The sequence below is a fragment of the Nostoc sp. genome (assembly GCF_036917535.1).
In the GTDB taxonomy this organism is placed as follows: Bacteria; Cyanobacteriota; Cyanobacteriia; order Cyanobacteriales; family Nostocaceae; genus Nostoc.
Genome location: NZ_JBALDA010000053.1, coordinates 1 through 21804 on the forward strand (window position 1 = coordinate 1; position 21804 = coordinate 21804).

The window sequence follows — 21804 nt, forward strand, 5'->3', positions numbered from 1 at the left end:
GGGAGATTTTTCTTGTTTATTTGGGGTGGCGGGGGTTGCCGTTGGCAACCCCGCCCTCCTCCCCCTGTAATGATTATCATTTTCAAAACTGTATATTTTATTTCCTGGAAGTCCCTTAAGCGAGGGAGAATATGGAGTTAAAGACAAACCTGAACGTTTCTTGACTATTTGTATTTCTTTTTTCAACAGATAATTATCACAGGAGGTTCAGCTTTTCTCTAATTGTATTCGTTGGAGTATTATTAGCTGCGATAACTAAGCAATGAGCAAAGAAAGTGTCATAAAGTTTCTTGACAATGTCAAAAAAGACCCGGCTTTACAAGACATCAGGAGAGGTTTAAATAAAGGAAAAACTAAAGTTGGCATTGTCAATTATTTGACAGAGGAAGCCAATCAAAGGGGCTATGAATTTACTGCCCTAGAACTTGAAGAAGAACTTGTGCCCTGGTTTTTATCTGCACAATCTGAACTTTTAGAAACCCCAGAAGAATCTATAGAAGGCTCTGGAGAAAAATCATGAAATCATCTAAACTTCCGATTCAAGCTGCGCCTGTTGAGCGGACTATCAGTGGTGCTCGCATTTCCTGCTAGGGTAGTTTTACTTACTGAACTTGGCTAAATTTGAAGCAGTGTACCTAAACTTCTCTTGACCAGCAATAAATTCTCTATCAATGAGAAAGATGAATTTGTTGCTGGCGGAGTTGAAAACCTGGATATCGATTGCCAAATTAATTGGACTTTGGACAAAAAGAAGTGTTTGCGTAACATTTACGTGAACACTTCTTTTCTTTCTCAGCATACGTTCAAAATTACAAGAAAGGCACAAGGCAGAAGGAAAGGAGTATTAATAAAAACTTTAGTTCTGGGTCTGAGCTACAGTTTAAAAAAAGAATTGTATCGAGACGCGTAGCGCGAGATACAAAGCGTCCAAGATCAATCCCACGTTTAAAAACGTGGTTTCGCTTCAGCATAGCTGCCTTCATACTTCTGCTTTCTGAAGTCCGGTATTTTTTACCTCGTTAAATACACCTTCAATACGCTCTCACAGGCTGTTTAATAAAACCTCAAAAGCTTTGGCTGTTGTTGAAGTTGATTAGCTCGTTTTGGAGTGAAACTGTAGTTTGGTGAACGCGGATCTGAATCGGGCAGTGAATATTCTATACTCCTCAAGGTGAACTTACAAGATGGTAATTATCAAGAAAATTCTATTGATGAGCTAACATTAACTGAGATTTCACAGTTAATGCAACGATGGATTGAGTGCTGCGTAGCTTTTTTTCGGGATGTTAACATCGCTTTTGCAGGTATTGATAGTAGTGAAATCAAAACACCAGCATTTCTAATCGAGCAGTTGCAGCAATTCATCGCCGAATTTTTAGTTTGTCTGCACCAACTCCATCAACAAGAGGAAGAAGCACGAAAAGCTCAATTTCATAATCGCCTCAAACTTAACCAACAAGTTAGCGATCGCTCCATTGGCAATTTAACGGCAATTTTTTAACCGAAAGCCGCAGAATTTTTACTTGAAGGAGCAAACTTATTAATTGCTGCGGGAGCGGTAGGTGCAGCGTCGGGGATTGAGATCCGTCCCCCGGCTCGTTCCGAAGACCCCAACCGAGTTAAAGATCCATTAGAAGCGAAGTTTCACCAACTAGTTTGCCCTTTGAGAATGTTGTTAACTGCTGTTTATCGCTATCTTGTTGAGACTGCACCATCGCTAAATTGCCACTTAAGCATATATAAATAAATGTGACAAGTTTACCGGACTCGATTAAAACTGTTCCTGCTTGATAGATTTTCTCCTCTGCCACCGAGTTGAGCTAGTCAAAATCTTGGTCTTGCAAAACTCTAAAATGACGAAAATTAGAAAGAACTTGTTTTACAGGAGTTGCTTCTGAATTCGATACTAGGGACATGATAATTATAAATTTGTGTAAAAAGTAATCAATAATAGCGACTAACTATTGGCTGTAAAATTCAGGACTCGTATATTTTATTTCCTGGAAGTCCCTAACAAAAATAGGTGATTGTTGTAAATTACAGTAAGTATTGAAATTTCAGTAGGGACTTCTAAAAATTGAAGAAGAATTCAAGAGCGGAGCAAGGAAAGCTCCGCCAAGGCATCAGAATTAAGACGTTTATTCAGACGCTCTCTACAAGAGGCTTTGCGTAGCGTCTCGTAGAGAAGCCATGCCAAAGGCTTTAAAATAGGACGTGCAAGATTTACGCCCCGCAAAAGTCCTGTTTGAATTTGGTTATGCAATTTAGATAACTTTTAGCTTAATCATTGCTATTTTTGAATTTACGCTGCAATTGTTTTAGCGATTGATACATATCTGGCAGGCGACCATAAACAGCAGATACCTTGAGATATAGTTTGTAAGGAAGGGCTGGAGTTCCGCAGACAACTTCTCCTGGTGCAACATCGTTATGAATTCCAGTTTGAGCAGATGTCATCGACCCATCTCCCATCTTCACTTGATTAACTATTCCTGTTTGTCCAGCTAAAATAACGCGATTTCCCAGTTTAACACCTCCCGCCATGCCAACCTGACCTGCGATCGCACAACCAGAACCGATTTGGCAACCATGACCTATTTGCACTAAGCTATCAATTACTGTATTGCGACCTACCCGTGTTTCTCCGACTGCTGGGCGGTCAATACCAGTGTTACAGCCAACTTCTACACCATCTTCTAAGACTGTATAGCCTGATTGTTCCATTTTGAACCAACCAGTCCGGGTAGGAACAAAACCAAAGCCTTCTGCACCAATGACAGCACCACTGTGAATGACGCAATCTGCACCAATGCGGGTGCGTTCGTGAATGGTACAGTTAGCGTGTAAGGTGGTGCGATCGCCTATTTTGGCATTTGGATAAATTACTACATTCGGATGAATGATTGCACCATTGCCAATTTCTACCCCTTGTTGAATCACAGCATGGGGGCCAATATAAACATCACTACCAACTTTTGCGGTAGAGTGAATCACAGCGGTGGGATGAATTTCTGGGGTAGGGCGATATGGTTGATAAAAAAGTGCGATCGCTTTGGCAAACAATAATCGCGGATCTGGGGTCGCTAGCCAGACAATACCTCTTTCTTGTGCAAGCGCCTGTAATTTTTCGTCTTGGGGCAAAATTAAAGCACTAGCATTGGTATTGCCGACAAAAGACCCAAATTTTGCACCTTCTACATAACTGATCGTACCGTTGATAGCTTCATCAATAGCTGCTACCCCTGTAATTTCTGGGTCTTGGTTTGGGTTACTAGTCAGGCTATGATTGGTGGCCGCGTCACCAAATTGACGGAGGATTTCGCTGAATTTCATTGTTGGGTGTGTTCAAAATTGATCTACAATCGCAAGATAATTTTCCCTCTTTATGCTCCAATACAATAATTTTGTAGACGCGTAGCGGTGAGGCAATTAGACTGTTCCTAAATTCACTTTAAGTTGGATTACTTTAGTGACATTCTTCTATTGATGGCTCTCGTGAGCTTACTTTCACAGAATCTTCTCTCAATAGGGTCTTGAGGCGTTGATTATCTTCGGTAACGATCGTTTCACCATAATGATGAAGTTGAAAAAGCTGGCAATAACGGTTTTGTTTGGCGCAAATCAAGCAGCCATAGGCATGATTGCCGTTAGTACCGCATAGCCGATGTCCCATTACCGGGCCGAGAGAAATATTTTGCTCGCTAGCAACAGTACTGAGAATTGAGCGCAGTTTTGACTCGAACTCCAATGATAAGTATTGCTTACGTCCTGGTTGTGTACGATCCCATTCTGGAACAATTAATTCCTGTTTTAACAGACTCGCTTCAATCTCTTCAGACATCACAAGCCCAGACAGAATAACGTGACGGGAAACATGGGGCAATAGTGTCCGTGCTAATTGCCACATTAAAGCTTCATCAAACCACTCTTCAACCAGTGGACGCAGATACCAACAACAGGGTATACCAAGGTTTACTAAATCTTGCAGCAACTGTACCCGGCTCTGAATTGAGGCTTGCTCATAGCCTGGTTTCAAGGGTGGTAGACTAACAAAGACAGTGACTCGAAGTGAATGAGGTCGCTCTAGAATTGTTTTGAGGCGCTCTAGAAAAGATTGACCAGGATGGACTTTGGTGGTGATGTAGACTATGTTGGCAGCTTTGCGGTCAATCAGTGCATCCAGAATTGATAGTACGCGTTCTCGATGGGCTGGAATAAAAGGGTCAGAGTAATCACACAGTGAAATTGGAAAGCCCTTTTGTCCCTCCTGGGTAGCAAAAATGTAGTTTAGCAAAAGATCGAGCAGGTCAACTGGATCTGAGACATCCTGAAAATTTTGTGGATAATGATGCCATTCACGGTCTTGATGACATACACAATAGGCACATTCAATCGGGCAACGATTCTGGGCGTTTGGCAGAAATGGATTGAGGCTGAAGTATTTTACAGCACGTTCCTCATCAGGAATACCAAGCACTGGAAAGCCATGCAGCATATACTGGCTTCCCTGCAACGTAATTTCAGACGCAGCATTTTTATCAGTATTCATATTTTTTATGAAAAAAGTAATACATCCGGAAAAATTTGTCTTCTCTAGGGTGGCTGGTGTAAATGTAGAGTGGCAAGGTGGGAAATGCTGGAGGATTAATAAGAATTTTGATAAGTAAATATAGTTAAGTAGCGATCGCTTGTTCCTAAAGAACTGGTAAATGGGTTCGGGTTAACACAAAGAAAAATTCCGCGTCTTTGTGTCACTCCAAATCCATCAATTTTGGAGCGGCAGACTATTCGTGGCTAATCGCCATTGCCACGCCTGCTAAATAACCAGTTGTCCAAGCACTTTGGAAGTTAAACCCACCGGTAACACCATCGATATCTAAAATTTCTCCAGCAAAATAAAGACCAGGAATTAACCTACTTTCCATCGTCTTGAAGTTGACTTCTTTGAGCTTGACACCGCCGCAGGTAACAAATTCTTCTTTGAAGGCTCCTTTGCCGTTGATTAAATATTGTCCTTGAGTAAGTTCTTGCACCAGTTGATTTAAGGTTTTACTAGATATTTCTGCCCAACGGTCTTCTGTGGAAATGCTTACACGAGCAATGATATATTGCCAAAGACGATGGGGGAGATCAACGCCACGATGTAATGCGATCGCTTTCTTTCCCCATTCATCCTTTACTGCTAAAACTTTTTCTCGCACTTGTTCTTGGTGCAAATCAGGCAGCCAATTAATCAATAATCTGGCTTGGTAGCGGCTTTCGCGCAGAACTCTCGCACCCCAAGCAGAAAGTTTCAAAACAGCCGGGCCACTCAAACCCCAGTGGGTAATTAGCAATGGCCCAGTTTGTTGTAATTGGGATTTTCCGCCCGCAGATAACCGCAATTGAGCGGGGTTAACGCTAACTCCAGCCAATTCCCGCAACTTTTGATCGACAATGTTGAAGGTAAATAACGAGGGTACTGGCGGTTCAATTTCATGACCTAACTCTTGGACAATTTTATAACCCGCAAGGCTGCTACCAGTCGCCAGAAGTAGGCGATCGCATTTAATCGTCTCTCCCGACTTTAGAAGAATATCAAAACCCTCATCTGCGGAAGTTCTCACTGAAGTCACAGGTGTACCGATACGGAGTTTTACCCCAGATGTCGCCAGCGATTTAATTAGACATTCCACAATAGTTTCTGAAGTATTGGTGACAGGAAACATCCGGCCATCAGCTTCAGTTTTGAGATAGACTCCATTAGCAGCAAACCAAGCTACTGTATCCTCAGGCCCAAACCGAGTCAAAGCACCCCGCAAAGCTTTTGTACCTCTGGGGTAATTTTGCACTAATTCCTCTGGCTCAAAGCAAGCGTGAGTTACATTGCAGCGTCCGCCACCAGAAATTAGCACTTTTGCTAGGGGTTGGCGACTGGCTTCGAGTAAAGTAACTTGGGCATCAGGATTGGCTTTAGCACAAGCGATCGCGCCAAAAAATCCTGCTGCCCCACCCCCAATAACTACAATTTGTAACGGTAGCAAGTTCTAAAATTCTCAATAGCACGTACCTTACTAGGCTAGCCGTTATCTTCACTATTCAACTGGTTCAAATTGATCTTTTGTAGCACCGCAAACCGGACATACCCAATCATCTGGTATATCTTCAAAGGCTGTTCCTGGCGCTATATCGCTATCTGGATCGCCTACTTCTGGGTCATATTCATAGGCGCAAACAGTACATATATACTTTGCCATGTTCTTTTCCTCTCGTAAATTGTTGGCATTGCTTCAGTATTAAATACTTTTGGCAGTGAGTCAAAATAGGCAAGCTACAATTCTTAAACGAGAACTACGGCATGAAAATCAAAGCGTTTCGCAAAGTCATTAGTCCAAGAGAAACCACGCTCCTTGTGAGCGCAGTAAGAATTAGTCCGATATCCTGATTTTTTTCACCTACAAGAAGTGAGGTATGTAGCAAAAACTCTCGTATCTTAGACTAATGACAAATAATTAAAAACGCCACCATGTCCTTTGGGCGTAACTGATAATCCCGATCGCGATCGCCCCAAATAGCAGCAGCCAAATAATTCCACCTGGAATAAAAGTGAGAATACCAATACCTCTAAGTACCCAGACGGCGACGCTAATGCCAAGAAGTATACCAAAAATCTGGATTAATCTACGATTTAAAGAAGATTGACTCACCTAATTTTCCTCTCAATTATACAAACATTACACTTGATATTGATCATTAAGATATGAAGTTACGATGAAGTCGCAGTTTTATCATAAATAACACGTAAAAATTGAGAGATACTATCCAAACATTGGGGTAAGGTACTTGATGTTAAATTGTGTTTGTGCCATTCTAGCTGTTAACAACGTAGTTTTTCATCTAAAGTATTACTTTGACAAAACTCACTAAAGTATCAATTATGTTAATTGTGATAAGAAACACAGTTTTTATAGTAAAGTAACTGAAATAATTAGTAAAAAATCATCCTTTCCTGAAAAGATAAGTATTAAACTAGAACTAATTTTATAATGGGTTGGATCTAAATCAAGTTTTATGGCTTGTAGTTTCAACTCTATTTAGGTGGATGAGTTGAGGAGTAACTTAATCATTATGTCTGCGTCTTATATATCAGATTCAATTATTGCAGGTTCAGATATGGCTTGGAGTCAAGACAAGCAAAAGTTGCTGGTACAGGGTGAAATTTTGGTAGAAACGCGATCGCACAAGATGTCGGGTGGTGCGGTGACAGCCTGGATGTATTTGCCGATGGTGCGATCGCACGTTTGGCAGCAATTAACTGATTATCCCCGGTGGGTGCAATATTTTCCTGATATCACCAAGAGTGAGGTAGTACATAAAGGTGAAGTCAAACGTCTGTATCAAGCAGCACAAAAAGCCTTCTTCTTTTTCACGGCTCAAGTGGAAATTTACCTCAATGTTGTAGAAGTGCTGGGGCAGCAAATCCAATTTCGCATGGTAAATGGGACTTTTGAGGATTTTGACGCCAATTTAGAACTAAAAGATTGTGGTAATGGCACAATACTTGCTTATACTGTGCAAGCAACACCTCTAATTCCGATTCCATCTATTTTTATTCAACAAGCGATGAATTTCGAGTTACCTGCAAATATGCGTAAAATGCGACAAGTTATGTGTAAAGCTCAATAAAAAATTCAGGCGTTGCTGATTTGAAGGATGAATTTAGTGGCTACGCGAACAAAACGCTCTCGAAGAGATGCTGTGCGTAGCTTGCTTTTTTGCAGGAATAAACGGACAATTCTGAATTATGCTGTATGTACCGTTCCACTAGCACTTCTTATTTACTATTTAAATACGAAATCGATTTCATGAATCGATTCATAATCGATTGAGGTAATCGTTGCGGATACTTAGAAAAATAGAAAATTCTTAATGGAATAAAAATCATGATTCTATTCAAGCGTATCTCCCATTGCTCAATAATAGAGAGTGTTTTAGCATATTCCTTAAATAACTGTTGAATGCGCGTTTTATTTGTTCCATTTGTAGAATCATCAAAAGTTTTTGTTCCTGGATAATATCTAAAATTTCCCCAAATTTCATTAGAATATTTGACATAAGCTACTTTAACTGCCTTAAGTAAAAAATCTATATCCATTACATAATGCTCTTCAACTTTGTAGACTCCAATTTGTTGATGTAAGGATTTGTGGTAGAAGTAAGCCGATGGATTCACAGGAAAAGTAACATCAATCATGCCATCATCATTAATTTGCTTTTGCATCAATAAATCAACTGACCGTAGTCGTTTAGGTTTATTAATATGAATTAAGCTATTTTGATGATCCCACATATTACAATTGCCAACAATCAAGCTAGGTTCTGGTAAAGTTTTAAATAGTTCCAAAATACGACTAAGAACCTTTGGCTCATAGAAATCATCAACATTTAAAATACCTATAATCGCTCCTCGCGCCATAGCAATTCCTTTATTCATCGCATCTGATTGTCCCCGATCTTTTTCAGAAATCCAGCGGATATGGGAATATTGATTGGCGTAATGTTTGATAATATCTATTGTTTTGTCAGTTGAGCCACCATCGACAATAATATGCTCAACTTCTGCAAAATTTTGGTTAATGACATTTTGAAGGCAAGCTTCTATAAATTTCTCACCATTATAAACTGGTGTAATTACACTGATCATTAGTTATCACTTTGCAAAGGAGACTGAAGATTGGAAAATAGTTTTCCTAATTTCCAATTTTTCTTTTTAGGAATATAATTTATAATATCATGTCCGGTTAAAGACTTATCATTAAGACCGCAGGGGAGCAGGGGGCAGGGGGCAAGGGGAAAAAGGTTTTCCTGGTTTTTGCACAGATGTGGGAATTATAACTAATTAGGCGGACATGATATAACCCTCTTCCATCAGTCTTGGAGAAAGCAATCGCTGCAAGGCTTACGAGACTTTGCTTTCCGAGTTTTGGCTACATTTTTGAATTTATATTAGAAAATAAAGCCTCAAACCTTGATTGAGTCATAGTTTCAGTTTTCTGCTTCGATTATTGTTTTCTGAGAGTGATGGAAGAGCGATAATTCCCACTTTCTCCCTAAAACAATCAAAAACCCGCTTTCTCACGGAAAACGGGTTTTTGTGTGTGATTTGTGAGGTGTAATTATCCAGTAAATACTTCTACTGGTAAACGGCTAAAGGACAACCTTTCATTTTGCACATCTACAAAGATGGTGTTACCGTCGTTGAATTCGCCGCGCAAGATGGATTTAGCAATTTGAGTTTCTAACTCTCGCTGAATCGCCCGCTTCAGTGGACGCGCCCCATACACCGGGTCATACCCTACTTCTGCTAAAAAGTCAAGGGCAGCATCTGAGAGTTTGAGAGATATTTTGCGATCGCCCAATCTTTGCCGCAATCTTTGCACTTGCAATAGCACAATCTGCCGCAATTCCTGCTTATCCAAACCGTGGAAGATGATGATTTCGTCAATCCGGTTCAGGAACTCTGGACGGAAGCTATTCCGCATCGCTTCCATGACTCGACGGCGCATTTCGTCGTAGTGGGCATTATCCCCAGCAACATCAAGAATGTATTGCGAACCGATGTTGCTAGTCATGATGATAATAGCGTTCTTAAAATCCACCTTATGACCTTGGGCATCAGTGACGCGACCATCATCAAGAATTTGCAAGAAGATATTAAAGACATCGGGGTGTGCTTTCTCGATTTCGTCGAAGAGAATCACTGAGTAAGGACGGCGACGAATTGCTTCTGTAAGTTGTCCGCCTTCTTCGTAACCCACATATCCTGGAGGCGCACCAATTAAGCGAGAGACGGCGTGTTTTTCCATGTACTCAGACATATCGATTCGCACCAGCGCATCTTCGCTATCGAACATATACGCCGCCAGTGCTTTCGCCAACTCGGTTTTACCCACACCCGTAGGCCCAAGGAAAATAAAGCTAGCGATAGGACGATTGGGATCGGCTAATCCAGCCCGCGATCGCTGAATTGCATCGGCTACTGCTGTGACTGCTTCTTCTTGTCCAACTACCCGGCGGTGCAGTTCATCTTCTAAATGCAGCAGTTTTTCTTTCTCCGATTCCACCAATTTGCTGATCGGAATTCCTGTCCATTTAGAAATAATTTCGGCAATATCACCTTCTGTAACTTCTTCTCGTAATAGTGATTTACCACTTCTTTGAGTGTTTGCCAATTCTGCTTCTACTGCTTCCAATTGACGATGCAAACTGGTTAAATTACCGTATTTCAATTCAGCAGCGCGGTTAAGGTCGTAATCGCGTTCTGCTTGCTGAATCTCTAAGTTGACCTGTTCAATCTCTTTTTTAACAGACTGAATTTTGTCAATGATATCTTTTTCAGATTGCCATTGAGTATTCAGTGTTTTTTGTTCTTCTTTGAGATCGGCAATTTCTTTTTCCAATCTTCCTAGACGTTCACGAGAAGCAGCATCGCTTTCTTTTTGCAGCGAAAGCTTCTCCATTTCCAATTGCAGAATCTTGCGGTCAATTTCGTCGAGTTCTTCTGGTTTGGAGGTAATCTCCATTTTTAATCTCGCGGCGGCTTCATCTACCAAGTCAATCGCTTTATCTGGTAAGAAGCGATCGCTAATATAACGACTCGACAATACAGCTGCTGCAACTAAAGCGCTATCAGAAATCTTCACCCCGTGGTGGTTTTCATAACGTTCTCTCAATCCGCGCAAAATCGAAATACTATCTTCTACACTAGGCTGATCGACATAAACTTGCTGGAAGCGTCTTTCTAGCGCGGCATCTTTTTCGATATGTTTGCGGTATTCATCTAGGGTTGTTGCCCCAATACAGCGCAATTCGCCCCGCGCCAACATTGGTTTTAACAAGTTACTAGCATCCATAGCGCCTTGGGTTGCACCAGCGCCGACAACAGTGTGAATTTCATCAATAAATAAAACAATCTTGCCGATAGATTCAGTAACTTCTTTTAATACTGCTTTCAGGCGTTCTTCAAATTCACCCCGGAATTTTGCGCCTGCAATCAAAGCACCCATATCTAAAGCAATTAGCTTGCAATCTTTGAGGGATTGAGGTACATCACCTGCGATAATGCGCTGTGCTAATCCTTCAGCGATCGCAGTTTTACCAACACCCGGTTCACCAATTAGCACAGGATTATTCTTGGTGCGGCGAGAGAGAATTTGCACAGTCCTACGAATCTCATCATCTCGCCCAATCACTGGATCGAGTTGACCTTTACGTGCAGCTTCTGTAAGGTCACGCCCGTATTTTTCCAGTGCTTCGTATTTGCCTTCTGGATTTTGATCAGTCACTTTCTGACTCCCCCGAACTTGTTTAATAATATTTTTTAGTTTGCCTTCGTCTAAACCAAACTCTTGGAATAAAGCTTTGCCAAAGCGGTCATCTTTAGCGTAAGCCAGTAATAAGTGTTCAATTGAAATATATTCGTCTTGAAACTCTTTGCGATATCCGTCTGCTCGATCTAGAAGTGTATCCAAGCTGCGTCCTAAGTAGACAGAACTGCTAGTACCAGATACTTTTGGCTGACGTTGGAAAAATTGCTCAGTGCGATCGCGCAGTTTTTGCAAGTCAACACCCGCTTTAGTGAGAATCCCAGTTGCTAGACCATCTTGTTCTAGCAGTGCTTTCATCAGGTGTTCGCTTTCAATTTGCTGTTGTTGATATTGTTTAACAATATCAGGAGTATGGGCGATCGCTTCCCAGGCTTTTTCTGTAAATTGGTTAGGATTAGTAGGTTGCATAGGCTTTTTCAGGAACGTAAAGGTGCAGTGGCTTGTCGCAGACTACAACCAAAACACCAAGTAAACACAATTTCTGTTCTCATTTATAAATATTGTATGAACAGCAGAGCGATCGCCTAGATCGGTGTTCACGTCTTGTAAAAGTGGTATTTTCCCCTAGTTCCGATTTTCCTATGTGCGATTCTTGTTAGTGCAGCTTAATCCCTATTGGCGATTTCAAGTGATTTATGGGCTGTTGTGGGCGAGTGGAAATATAGGGCGATCGCGTGCTTTATCTTCCTTCAAGGATAGGCAATATTTAGCCGAGTGGTGTTACCAAAACTCTCACCAAAGCCAATAAACGTATGGAAGAGCTGTCTGTCAAATTAAACACAGGACTTCTGAATCTGGCTCCTATGGGAGCAAACTATAGTGCCTCTATTAAAGAATCAACAGATACTTCTGACAATTACTGGTTCTATGACCAGATTATACAAACAGCTAAAAAACTTGAATATTACGCTAATCTTGAAGCTTATAAGTCATGGATCAGACTTACTATAATGACCCAAGATCAATTTGAATTAGTTATCAGTTTTCACAGTATTAATTATAGCTTTCAAGGAATACTTGTGGTATCAGCTTTTACCTTAAAGAGAGTAGCTAATGAAGAGGGAGGTAAGGACGTTTCAAATCTGAAGCAAGCCACTCAATAACTATTTCAGTTTAATTATGCTGAAGCCTTTGAAAGTATTGAAAAACGGTTCAAGGAATGGCTAGAGTATGTGTTAGCAATTGGTCTTGCTGAGTGGAAGAGGAGCCTTGGTGGATAAATAAATTTTTGTAGCGGTTCTCGCTTGAATTAAGTACAGCGAAATAATTAAATCCAAAACCATTTCCCTACTAAGAAAGTGGATGCTTTACGCGAGCGCACTCGCTCATACTGTTTAACGAAATAGCTGATACAGATACATAGCTAGGGTGTACACCTGTACGCTCCTACAGCCGATTTATATGTTGCAAAAATTTTGGGAAATGGTATCACACCGCTATAATCATCGATTAATTGAGGCACAATAGAACCAAAAGCACTGTGAACACACAATGACTACTCAATTGATGGTTCAACCCTCATCCTTAATGTCTTCTGGTATCAGGATGAGCGAATTCGGTGATATTTATCTTTTTAAATTCACTGATGAGCTACAGTCCCGCTTTGAAGAACTGTTGCAAAAGAAAAAAGCTGATGCACTTACTCCTGAAGAAGAAGCTGAATATGTAGGTATCTCCGAATTAGAGCGAATATTTACCTTGATTAACGCTCAACTAGCGGCGAAAAGTAAATGGTGTCCGAACAAACTCGAAGACTTGTAAGAAAACGATCTGAATACCTTTGCGAATATTGTCATTCTCCAGAATACTTGAGTCCAGACCGTTTTACAATTGACCATATCATGCCGCAATCTTTGGGTGGTTCTGATGAACTGGATAATTTAGCATTAAGCTTGTCATCGCTGTAATGAGCGTCACTATAATTTTACAGTAGGTATTGATCCCAAAACCCAAGAACAAGTCTCTCTATTTCATCCCCGTCAGCAACAATGGTCTGACCATTTTATCTGGACAAAAGACGGGACAAAAATTGTCGGTACAACTCCTATAGGGAGGGCAACTAGCACTCGCTTTGACTTCAATGATGAACGTCGGGATGAGCCTTCGATTCAAGTGGCTCGTCGTTTTTGGGTAGAAGCTGGTTGGCATCCACCACAATCAGATTCACGTCAAGAATAAGAGAAAATACCCTTGAGCTATATCGCCTCACGGCTAAGTTACCGCTAAATCCCGACTTACTCCAAACAAACTATTTATTTTTGTCGCCGAACTCATTAATTATCGTTAAAGATTAGTTCAGGGGCTTGGCAGTAGTCACAATAATGGTTAAGTAGTTGTGCGATCGCAGTGTAAACTTTCGCATCATCGATTACGAAGATGGTACGGGTACGTTAGAAATACTTTGCCCTAACGAAGTTGTAAGGCAACGACTTTCCAAGAAAAAGCGCAAAATTACCAACAACATCAACACCTGCTGGAGTCATATCAGATGGTTTTCGCTATGTGTCCAGCAAGATAGTGAGTTGCATTGCCAGAAGTTTATCCGTAATGGTGATTTGGTGACATCTTAATTGAGGACTGGGGGAGGATAAGGGGAATGAAGGGGATGAGGGAGAATTATTGAACAAGTTTCTTCCTTGTCTCTTTCCAATGCCCCATGCCAAATGACAAATGACAAATGACAAAAAAACAAAAATTTCCTTACCTAGTTGGTTCTAAATGGACAGCACAGCGAAAAGTTGATGGCTGGAGGCATTTCCAAGTTGTTAACCGGAAAAATCAGGCTAAGTGGGTTTACGCCGAAATGGTTGCTGCTTGCGATTCTAAAGTCCGTTTTTGGATAAATGCCAAATTATTACAAGATAGCTCCCAGTGGCAAGCTGGCTGGCAAACATTACAGGAAATCCAGGAAATTGAAACTGAGGTGTCCTGATTTGCCTTGTTCCCAGTCAGAAACAGGGAATGCCCATTAGTAGGCTGCCGCCTCCTTCACTGGCGGCAGCCAAAAGATTTTAATCAGCTTAGACAATATTTGACAATTTAATAATTTTTTACAAAATCACACTAACTTACTCTCAAGCAGCAATTAAAGGGTCTTAGCTATCGACTAAAAACTGGCAACTTATCTGCGATACCTTCTCTACGAGACGCTACGCGAACGGTGAGCTACGCTAACGCAAATTTCAGTAGTATTTCCAGCATCAGGCTACACATACCTTTGTTTACCCGTGCCCCTGCGCCCAATGCCTTGAAAACACGTTGTCTGACCATCAGCTAATTCTATGAAAAGCATTCAAAAAAGCCGATCTAAATTTTTGTATTTTGTAACTATTTTTATAAAAATAAATAATAAAAATTTTTTAAATAGGAATTTTTCGAGATAAATAGGATTTTTAAGCTAATTAAAGCTGAAATACCCTTAATTAAGTTCTAATCCATCGGATAAAACAGTTTTAAAAATTAAGAGCCACTTTCTTTTCTATGTAATTTGCCCAATAATGACAATCACAGACCTCACCCATGGCCATCTCAGGACAGGTGGAGGCAAATGTTTGAGCCACAAGTTTGACAAAAAGCTATAAGAGGCAAACAAAAGTGAAACTAGCAGTCTACGGAAAAGGTGGTATCGGTAAATCCACAACTAGCTGTAACATATCAGTCGCCCTAGCTAAACGTGGCAAGAAAGTGCTGCAAATTGGTTGCGACCCCAAACATGACAGTACCTTTACCCTGACTGGGTTTTTGATTCCGACAATTATCGACACCCTTCAAGAAAAGGACTATCACTACGAAGATGTCTGGCCAGAAGATGTTATTTACAAAGGCTACGGCGGTGTTGATTGCGTAGAAGCTGGTGGACCACCTGCGGGTGCGGGGTGCGGTGGATACGTAGTCGGCGAAACCGTGAAATTACTTAAAGAACTCAACGCCTTTGATGAGTACGATGTAATTCTTTTTGATGTTCTTGGTGACGTAGTTTGCGGTGGTTTTGCAGCACCACTCAACTATGCAGATTACTGCCTGATTGTTACAGACAACGGCTTTGATGCTTTGTTTGCGGCTAATCGGATTGCTGCTTCAGTCCGCGAAAAAGCACGAACTCACCCACTACGTTTAGCTGGGTTAATTGGCAACCGTACCTCCAAGCGCGACTTGATTGAAAAATATATAGAAGCAGTACCAATGCCAGTTTTGGAAGTTTTACCTTTGATTGAAGATATCCGTGTTTCCCGTGTTAAGGGTAAGACATTGTTTGAGATGGCAGAGCAAGATCCTTCCCTAGACTACGTTTGCGACTACTATCTCAACATCGCCGACCAAATTTTGGCGCGTCCCGAAGGTGTTGTACCTAATGATTCACCAGATCGGGAATTGTTCTCTTTGTTATCTGATTTTTATCTAAATCCGGGTAAACCCCAGGTTCCTAATTCCGAAGAGGAACTAGACTTGATGATTGTATAAATCACCAAGTTCTCAGGATGGGGGACAATAATATGGCATTCTTTCACAGCTTTACAGACTCATTAAAGCAAAAGTGGTTGCAATTTTTCCAGAATAATCGAGACTGGATTACTCTGCACATGGAAGTGGAATCAGTCTACACCCCTGATGGCGGGAAGCGACCACCTTCTTACCTCATCCTGGGAGTTCTTAACGCCCTAGAGCCAAAGCTAGCGCAATTAATGTTGCCCTTTGCCAAACTCAATCCTGACGCCGATACCCTAATTGAGGTGCTGGATTTGCATTTTGACCCAGATTTAGCTCTCGGTAATCGCTTCGTCGTCAACCCAAAAGTAGAGAAATACGTAGAAGAAGCAGCTGTCATTGATGAAAAGCCTGAAGATGAAACATTGACACATGCTCATACAAACGGCTTTGCGTCGGTGGCGGTAGTTCAAGAGTTCGTAATCGTGGATTCTGAGGATGAAAGCCTGGGAATCAGTGAATTGGAGGAAACCGAAAATGGCTTTGGCGATGTTTCCTTAACCAACGGACACGATTCAAAAGATAAGTCTCTGGAAACCTCTAGTTTAGAAGTAGATGAGTTTGGGGACATAGACTTCGATACAACAGCTGCAACGGAAGTCAAGCTGGATGAAGAAGAGGCGCTTGAAGATAGTCCACTAGATGAAAATGCGTTTAAAGACGTGTTATCAGATGTCTGGGGTGATGAAACAGCTTTGCAAAAGGCTGAGGAAAATAACGATTTATTAGGGGAAGAACTGCCAGCAGGCGTTTTTGATGAATCAGAAATTGCCCGTCTCTTCCCCAACGCTTAATTATTGCCGTTCTTCGCAATTTTAAGTTTTAGATTTGGGGTTTTGGATTAGAAATTAGGGAAATTGTCGTTAGACAGAGGATACTTTTGTTGTCCCAGCCTTCAATCCCTCCGGGTGACGCTCCTACGTCGCTACCGCTGCGCTAACAGCAGTCACTCATGGGGGGAAACCCCCAAGACCCTTACAGGTGACGCTCGAATACTCGCTACCGCTGCGCTAACGCCAGTCGCTTCTCCCAAGGGGAGACGCTGCGCGAACAAGTCGGGAAACCCGCTGTTAGCGCCTGGCTCACCGCGCTGCTTCACCAAAATTATCAATCTAAAATCTAAAATTGGTAGATCTGCCATTAAATATCAAGGGGAGAAAAAACAAAATGACTGTCGCTCAACAACCAGAAGCTTTAAACTTTGAATGTGAAACTGGAAATTACCATACCTTTTGCCCAATTAGCTGCGTGGCGTGGTTATATCAAAAAATTGAAGACAGCTTCTTTTTGGTGATTGGGACAAAAACTTGTGGCTACTTCCTGCAAAATGCGATGGGGGTAATGATTTTTGCTGAACCCCGCTATGCAATGGCAGAGTTGGAAGAGGGCGATATTTCTGCACAGCTGAATGATTATGAAGAGTTAAAGCGGTTGTGCTTGCAGATTAAACGCGATCGCAATCCGAGTGTAATTGTCTGGATTGGCACTTGCACAACCGAAATTATTAAAACAGATTTAGAAGGTTTGGCACCGAAACTAGAATCAGAAATTGGGATTCCCATCGTTGTAGCGCGGGCAAATGGTTTAGATTACGCCTTCACCCAAGGGGAAGACACCGTATTAGCAGCAATGGCTAACCGTTGTCCTGATAAGGCTCCGGTGGCGGAAACAGAGAAGAACGAACGCAATGCGATCGCTAAATTGCTCAACTTCGGCAAGAAGAAAGAAGATGTCGCCCAAGATGAATCTGAGTACGTGGATCATCCACCCTTAGTTCTCTTTGGCTCCCTTCCCGACCCCGTGGTTACTCAGTTAACCTTGGAACTGAAGAAACAAGGCATCAAAGTTTCCGGCTGGCTACCTGCGAAGCGCTTCACTGAATTACCAGTACTAGAAGAAGGGTATTATGTCGCTGGTGTCAACCCCTTCCTCAGCCGCACAGCTACCACCTTAATGCGCCGCCGCAAGTGTAAACTCATTGGCGCACCCTTCCCCATTGGCCCCGATGGCACCCGCGCTTGGATTGAGAAAATCTGCTCGGTGTTTGGTATTACTCCCAAAGGTTTGGATGAACGGGAAGCACAAATTTGGGCAGGGTTGGAAGATTACGTCAAACTAATTCGCGGTAAGTCTGTATTCTTCATGGGTGATAACTTGCTGGAAATCTCCCAGGCAAGATTCTTAATCCGTTGTGGGATGACAGTTCACGAAATCGGCATTCCCTACATGGATAAGCGCTATCAAGGTGCTGAGTTGGCATTGCTGGAGAAAACTTGCCAGGAAATGGGTTCACCCCTACCAAAGATTGTAGAGAAGCCGGATAATTACAATCAACTTCAACGAATTTATGAGTTGAAACCAGATTTGGTAATTACTGGTATGGCTCACGCTAACCCATTAGAAGCACGCGGTATTAATACTAAGTGGTCTGTGGAGTTTACTTTTGCTCAAATTCACGGCTTTACAAATGCGCGTGACATATTAGAGTTGGTGACTCGTCCGTTGCGTCGGAATAATAATTTGAAAGATTTGGGTTGGGATAAGTTGGTGAAAGAGGAAGCGAAGATTTAGATTTGGATTGAGCAACAGCATAACACCATGTTAGGGGCGAACTTTTCGGGTTCGTCCTTTTTTTTACGAACCGCAGAGGCACAGAGAACGCGGAGGAAGAGGAGAAATGGGGATAATCAAAAATGCTAAAATCTTTATATTACTCTTAGTTTTTTACTTATTAAGTTAATGGAAATTACCAAATTGTCTCCTCAAGGACAAGTAATTATTCCCCAATCTTTGCGGGAAGCTCATCAATGGGAAGTAGGTCAAGAATTTATTATTATTGATATGGGTGATGGAATTCTTTTAAAGCCTAAGAAACTTTTTCCAGAAACTAAATTAGATGATGTAGCAGGTTGTTTAAAACATCAAGGAAAACCTAAAACTCTTGAGGATATCGACAATGCAATTCGCCAAGGTGTAGAGGAATTATGTAATAGTTAATTTATTATTAAATTTATAATAAGCTCTATTTTTAATAAGTTATATTTTTCAGCTAAGGATTAAGTATAGGAGATGTTATAAAATGCAAAACTGGAGATGTACACATACTTTTACTGGACATCAAGGCTGGTTTGCAGGAGTTAATTCAGTTGCATTTAGCCCAAATGCACAAATTATTGCTAGTGGTAGTGATGACCAAACTATTAAATTATGGAATCTAAAAGTTTTACAAGAAATCCAAACTCTTTCTGGTCATAAAGGGATAGTTCGTGCAGTTACTTTTAGTCCTGACGGAGAAATTCTTGCTAGTGCTGCTACAGACAGAACAGTTAAGATTTGGAACTGGGCAAATGCACGAGAAATTCAAACTCTATTTGGACACTATGAATCAGTTACATCAGTTGCTATCAGTCGTAATGGAGAACTTTTGGCTAGTGGTAGTAATGACAAAACAATTAAGTTATGGGATTTGAAAACAAGGCAGGAAATTCATACATTCACATCTCCTGATTCTTCATTAGTTGAATCGGTTGCTTTTAGTTATGATGGCAAAACTCTTGCTAGTGGTGGATGGGATGATAAAGTTAAGCTGTGGGATATAGGCACTGGAAAATTAACTCAAGATTTGTCATGGCATAGTAGTAAAGTTCGTTCTGTTACCTTTAGTGCCGAAGGAAACATATTAGCTAGTGGTAGTGCAGATAAAAGTATCAAAATTTTTGATTTAACAAAATTGGAGGATATTTATAATACTCTAAATGGTCATTCTAATACTGTAACAACGGTCTCTATTAGTCCTAACAATGAAATACTTGCTAGTGGTAGTGATGACAAAACAATTAAGTTATGGAACTTAAAAACATGGCAAGAAATCTGCACTCTTTGTGGTCATGAATCTTATATTATGTCTGTTGTTTTTAGTCCTGATGGTCAAACGATAGCTAGTAGTAGCCACGATAAAACTATCAAAATTTGGCAGTGTGATTGAAACGAAAATGCAGCACGTTTCTAGTAGCAAGTCGCATCGCTTCTACACAGCAAAGAACTTAATTCAGATGCAAGGGTATAATTCTAAAGGTTTGGATAGAATTATATACATTAATTCTGCGCCGTCTGGTTTAATTTCTGTTGATGGAGTTAATTTAAGCCAGTCATGAAAGCTGATTCTTAATTGGGATATTGCTTGTACTTCTGTTTGATATGCTTCAAAACGACAATTGGTTTCAATCATAGATTCAACTACAGCCAAAGTTTTAGGAAGACGTGCGTAAATCTGCGGCTTAGGATCATCCCAAATTGCTTTTCCTACCCAATCTACTTTGGAATCCCAAATTGCTGCTGGTATTGATTCTACCCATTTATTAGGGTCTTGAGCCAACATGAATAAATTCATCCGTTGCATATCAAAGACTGCATTTTCATCCAAAGTTGGGTCGAGCCATTGGTAAATTCGGGTTAGTCTACGCAAATCAATCTGACCTCTGAACTGAGGCTGTAAGTATACTGCTGGGTTAAAAGTAAGCAGAAGCTTAACATATTTCTGAATACGAGAACGAATAATTATTGACCCTTCTTGGAAGCGGCGAAGTGCTGTATCGTGTTCTTCTAATTCTAAATAGCAACGTGCTTCAGCTAGGTAAGCTAAAGATAAAGTCAGCAGATATTCATCAGCAATTTGGCTTTTTTGCTCAATTTCGATATCTGTGTATTCAGTATAAATATGCTCTGCTTCTAAAAAGCGGTTAATAGCTTGTAGTGCGCTGCTTCTGCGATTTTCAGGTTTAGTCATCGTAAAAGCATTAGTTGCTAATTCGATTGCAGCACGAAAATTTGCATAGAAACTAAGGTCGATTTTATTATTAATGTTATTTAACAGTTTTTGCGCTTGTTGTAAGCGTTGTTCTAATTCCTTAAGCCGTTGTGCTATTACAGCAAAGCCTATAACTGAGACACCAAGGTTAAGTATACTGACTGCACTAGTTACCTGCAAAATTCCTTCAGTTACTTGCAGACTTCCACTAAAATTATTTGCTCCCTGCTCCCGTAACCAACTAACGATTTGTTTTGTCTTTACATCTCGAATTACACCCCCAACTCGTTCAAAAGTTCCATCTGCCAATCCTTTGGCAACCCAATCAGTAAGCATAAAGGTTACTGTCACTGGTAAACTCATGATCTTCTCCTAGTTACTACAATTTCAGCAGTGTGATGTCTGGTAGAAAGTCGCTTCGATTTTGCACAGCAAATACCTGTACTTTACTCAGTATTCCCAATTTGAGTTCTATTCTGTCTAATAATGATCGCCCTTTTAAAAAACCCCAGAATATAAAGATGGCGATCGCTCAAATCTAATCACAGTCAAACACAGTTACAATAAGATAATAAAGATGGGAGAGCCATACCAATTATGCTTAGTGGAATTAAACAAAAGGCTATTGTTGGAAAAGATGGCAAGATTGAACTGTCTGCAACGGAATTACCAGAAGGAACTATTGTAGAAGTCATAGTGTTAGTTGAAACAGCAGTTGAAGAAGATGAAACTACCTATCTTCTAAAATCAGAAACTAATAAAAAACATCTGCTTAAAGCTTTGGAGAATGTAGAAAAAGGCAACTTAGTTTATGTAGATTTAGATGAATATGAAAAAAGTTGCCTTTGAACCAGAAGCTTTTGAACAATTAGGTCAGTGGGCAACAGAAGACAAGAAAATTTTCAGAAAAATATTGGAACTGATTAGAGATATACAAAAAGATCCTTTTGCGGGGATAGGGAAACCAGAACCATTAAAATATGAACTACAAGGTTACTGGTCAAGGCGGATCACAGATGAACATAGATTAGTTTACAAAGTGCAAGAAGATTTATTGATTATTTTGACTTGCAAATATCATTATGAGCAATAAAGGCTATTGAGGCTGGAATATTATTTTATTTCAAGCGATCGCTCTTTTTTAAT

26 protein-coding genes are annotated in these 21804 nt (G+C 40.7%); 16 read left to right on the top strand and 10 right to left on the bottom strand.

The genetic code is table 11. The features are described from left to right. On the bottom strand, nt 1-186 hold a 186-nt coding region (locus V7K56_RS17570; protein ID WP_334912151.1), incomplete at its 3' end, for a hypothetical protein. Between the two features lie 76 nt (nt 187-262). Between V7K56_RS17570 and V7K56_RS17575 the strand changes: the two genes are divergently transcribed. Both V7K56_RS17575 and V7K56_RS17580 read left to right on the top strand, forming a co-directional pair. Then, entirely contained in the window at nt 263-520 is a 258-nt protein-coding gene (locus V7K56_RS17575; RefSeq protein ID WP_334912152.1) for a Nif11-like leader peptide family natural product precursor, read from the top strand. 651 nt (nt 521-1171) lie between these two features. Continuing rightward, entirely contained in the window at nt 1172-1501 is a 330-nt protein-coding gene (locus V7K56_RS17580; RefSeq protein ID WP_334912153.1) for a hypothetical protein, read from the top strand. Between the two features lie 118 nt (nt 1502-1619). Here the strand turns inward: V7K56_RS17580 and V7K56_RS17585 are convergent, their stop codons facing one another. From V7K56_RS17585 to V7K56_RS17610, 6 genes are all read right to left on the bottom strand, one after another. Beyond that, nucleotides 1620-1811, bottom strand: coding sequence for a cyclic nucleotide-binding domain-containing protein (locus tag V7K56_RS17585; RefSeq protein WP_334912154.1), 192 nt, complete (start codon nt 1809-1811; stop codon nt 1620-1622). Nucleotides 1812-2280: 469 nt separating this feature from the next. Beyond that, on the bottom strand, nt 2281-3333 hold the full coding sequence (lpxD, locus tag V7K56_RS17590; RefSeq protein ID WP_334912155.1) for a UDP-3-O-(3-hydroxymyristoyl)glucosamine N-acyltransferase: 1053 nt from the start codon (nt 3331-3333) through the stop codon (nt 2281-2283). A 133-nt stretch (nt 3334-3466) separates the two neighbouring features. Then, the gene (locus tag V7K56_RS17595; protein WP_334912156.1) at nt 3467-4549 is read right to left on the bottom strand and encodes a hypothetical protein; all 1083 of its coding nucleotides are present in this window, start codon (nt 4547-4549) and stop codon (nt 3467-3469) included. A gap of 235 nt (nt 4550-4784) precedes the next feature. After that, on the bottom strand, nt 4785-6023 hold the full coding sequence (locus V7K56_RS17600) for an NAD(P)/FAD-dependent oxidoreductase (protein ID WP_334912157.1): 1239 nt from the start codon (nt 6021-6023) through the stop codon (nt 4785-4787). A gap of 51 nt (nt 6024-6074) precedes the next feature. Next, the gene (gene rd / locus V7K56_RS17605) at nt 6075-6236 is read right to left on the bottom strand and encodes a rubredoxin (RefSeq protein WP_334912158.1); all 162 of its coding nucleotides are present in this window, start codon (nt 6234-6236) and stop codon (nt 6075-6077) included. 255 nt (nt 6237-6491) lie between these two features. Next, a complete protein-coding gene (locus V7K56_RS17610) occupies nt 6492-6686 on the bottom strand; it encodes a hypothetical protein (protein ID WP_334912159.1) in 195 nt (64 codons plus the stop codon). 421 nt (nt 6687-7107) lie between these two features. Here V7K56_RS17610 and V7K56_RS17615 point away from each other — a divergent pair, with 421 nt between their 5' ends. Further along, the gene (locus V7K56_RS17615; protein WP_334912160.1) at nt 7108-7665 is read left to right on the top strand and encodes an SRPBCC family protein; all 558 of its coding nucleotides are present in this window, start codon (nt 7108-7110) and stop codon (nt 7663-7665) included. A 148-nt stretch (nt 7666-7813) separates the two neighbouring features. Here V7K56_RS17615 and V7K56_RS17620 read toward each other — a convergent pair whose 3' ends face one another. Further along, nucleotides 7814-8683: a glycosyltransferase family 2 protein gene (locus V7K56_RS17620; RefSeq protein WP_334912161.1), complete on the bottom strand. Its 870-nt coding sequence runs from the start codon at nt 8681-8683 to the stop codon at nt 7814-7816. Nucleotides 8684-9155: 472 nt separating this feature from the next. Then, the gene (gene clpB, locus V7K56_RS17625) at nt 9156-11774 is read right to left on the bottom strand and encodes an ATP-dependent chaperone ClpB (protein WP_334912162.1); all 2619 of its coding nucleotides are present in this window, start codon (nt 11772-11774) and stop codon (nt 9156-9158) included. Nucleotides 11775-11964: 190 nt separating this feature from the next. Here clpB and V7K56_RS17630 point away from each other — a divergent pair, with 190 nt between their 5' ends. The 11 genes from V7K56_RS17630 (at nt 11965) to V7K56_RS17680 (ending at nt 19836) form a co-directional block, all read left to right on the top strand. Then, nucleotides 11965-12114 carry a hypothetical protein gene (locus tag V7K56_RS17630; RefSeq protein ID WP_334912163.1) on the top strand — a complete coding sequence of 50 codons (150 nt, stop codon included), beginning with the start codon at nt 11965-11967 and terminating at the stop codon, nt 12112-12114. Nucleotides 12115-12118: 4 nt separating this feature from the next. Beyond that, nucleotides 12119-12469: a hypothetical protein gene (locus V7K56_RS17635; protein WP_334912164.1), complete on the top strand. Its 351-nt coding sequence runs from the start codon at nt 12119-12121 to the stop codon at nt 12467-12469. Nucleotides 12470-12857: 388 nt separating this feature from the next. Continuing rightward, nucleotides 12858-13127, top strand: a complete 270-nt coding sequence (locus V7K56_RS17640) for a hypothetical protein (RefSeq protein ID WP_104900801.1) — start codon at nt 12858-12860, stop codon at nt 13125-13127. After that, nucleotides 13097-13273, top strand: coding sequence for an HNH endonuclease (locus V7K56_RS17645; RefSeq protein WP_334912165.1), 177 nt, complete (start codon nt 13097-13099; stop codon nt 13271-13273). The genes V7K56_RS17640 and V7K56_RS17645 overlap by 31 nt, the downstream gene beginning before the upstream one ends. Before the next feature lie 426 nt (nt 13274-13699). Continuing rightward, the gene (locus tag V7K56_RS17650; RefSeq protein ID WP_334912166.1) at nt 13700-13936 is read left to right on the top strand and encodes a hypothetical protein; all 237 of its coding nucleotides are present in this window, start codon (nt 13700-13702) and stop codon (nt 13934-13936) included. A gap of 107 nt (nt 13937-14043) precedes the next feature. Then, nucleotides 14044-14298, top strand: a complete 255-nt coding sequence (locus tag V7K56_RS17655) for a TIGR02450 family Trp-rich protein (protein WP_334912167.1) — start codon at nt 14044-14046, stop codon at nt 14296-14298. A 662-nt stretch (nt 14299-14960) separates the two neighbouring features. Further along, nucleotides 14961-15827 carry a ferredoxin:protochlorophyllide reductase (ATP-dependent) iron-sulfur ATP-binding protein gene (gene bchL / locus V7K56_RS17660; protein WP_292774821.1) on the top strand — a complete coding sequence of 289 codons (867 nt, stop codon included), beginning with the start codon at nt 14961-14963 and terminating at the stop codon, nt 15825-15827. 32 nt (nt 15828-15859) lie between these two features. Continuing rightward, the gene (locus V7K56_RS17665; protein WP_334912168.1) at nt 15860-16645 is read left to right on the top strand and encodes a DUF5331 domain-containing protein; all 786 of its coding nucleotides are present in this window, start codon (nt 15860-15862) and stop codon (nt 16643-16645) included. Nucleotides 16646-17018: 373 nt separating this feature from the next. After that, nucleotides 17019-18422: a ferredoxin:protochlorophyllide reductase (ATP-dependent) subunit N gene (locus tag V7K56_RS17670; RefSeq protein ID WP_334912169.1), complete on the top strand. Its 1404-nt coding sequence runs from the start codon at nt 17019-17021 to the stop codon at nt 18420-18422. Nucleotides 18423-18590: 168 nt separating this feature from the next. Further along, on the top strand, nt 18591-18848 hold the full coding sequence (locus tag V7K56_RS17675) for an AbrB/MazE/SpoVT family DNA-binding domain-containing protein (RefSeq protein WP_334912170.1): 258 nt from the start codon (nt 18591-18593) through the stop codon (nt 18846-18848). 82 nt (nt 18849-18930) lie between these two features. Further along, complete coding sequence (locus tag V7K56_RS17680) at nt 18931-19836, top strand: WD40 repeat domain-containing protein (protein WP_334912171.1); 906 nt, start codon at nt 18931-18933, stop codon at nt 19834-19836. 63 nt (nt 19837-19899) lie between these two features. Here the strand turns inward: V7K56_RS17680 and V7K56_RS17685 are convergent, their stop codons facing one another. Next, nucleotides 19900-21021, bottom strand: coding sequence for a hypothetical protein (locus tag V7K56_RS17685; RefSeq protein WP_334912172.1), 1122 nt, complete (start codon nt 21019-21021; stop codon nt 19900-19902). A gap of 234 nt (nt 21022-21255) precedes the next feature. Here V7K56_RS17685 and V7K56_RS17690 point away from each other — a divergent pair, with 234 nt between their 5' ends. Both V7K56_RS17690 and V7K56_RS17695 read left to right on the top strand, forming a co-directional pair. Continuing rightward, on the top strand, nt 21256-21507 hold the full coding sequence (locus V7K56_RS17690; protein WP_334912173.1) for a hypothetical protein: 252 nt from the start codon (nt 21256-21258) through the stop codon (nt 21505-21507). After that, the gene (locus V7K56_RS17695; protein WP_334912174.1) at nt 21488-21751 is read left to right on the top strand and encodes a Txe/YoeB family addiction module toxin; all 264 of its coding nucleotides are present in this window, start codon (nt 21488-21490) and stop codon (nt 21749-21751) included. Before V7K56_RS17690 ends, V7K56_RS17695 begins: the two co-directional genes overlap by 20 nt. The last annotated feature ends 53 nt before the right edge of the window (nt 21752-21804 follow it).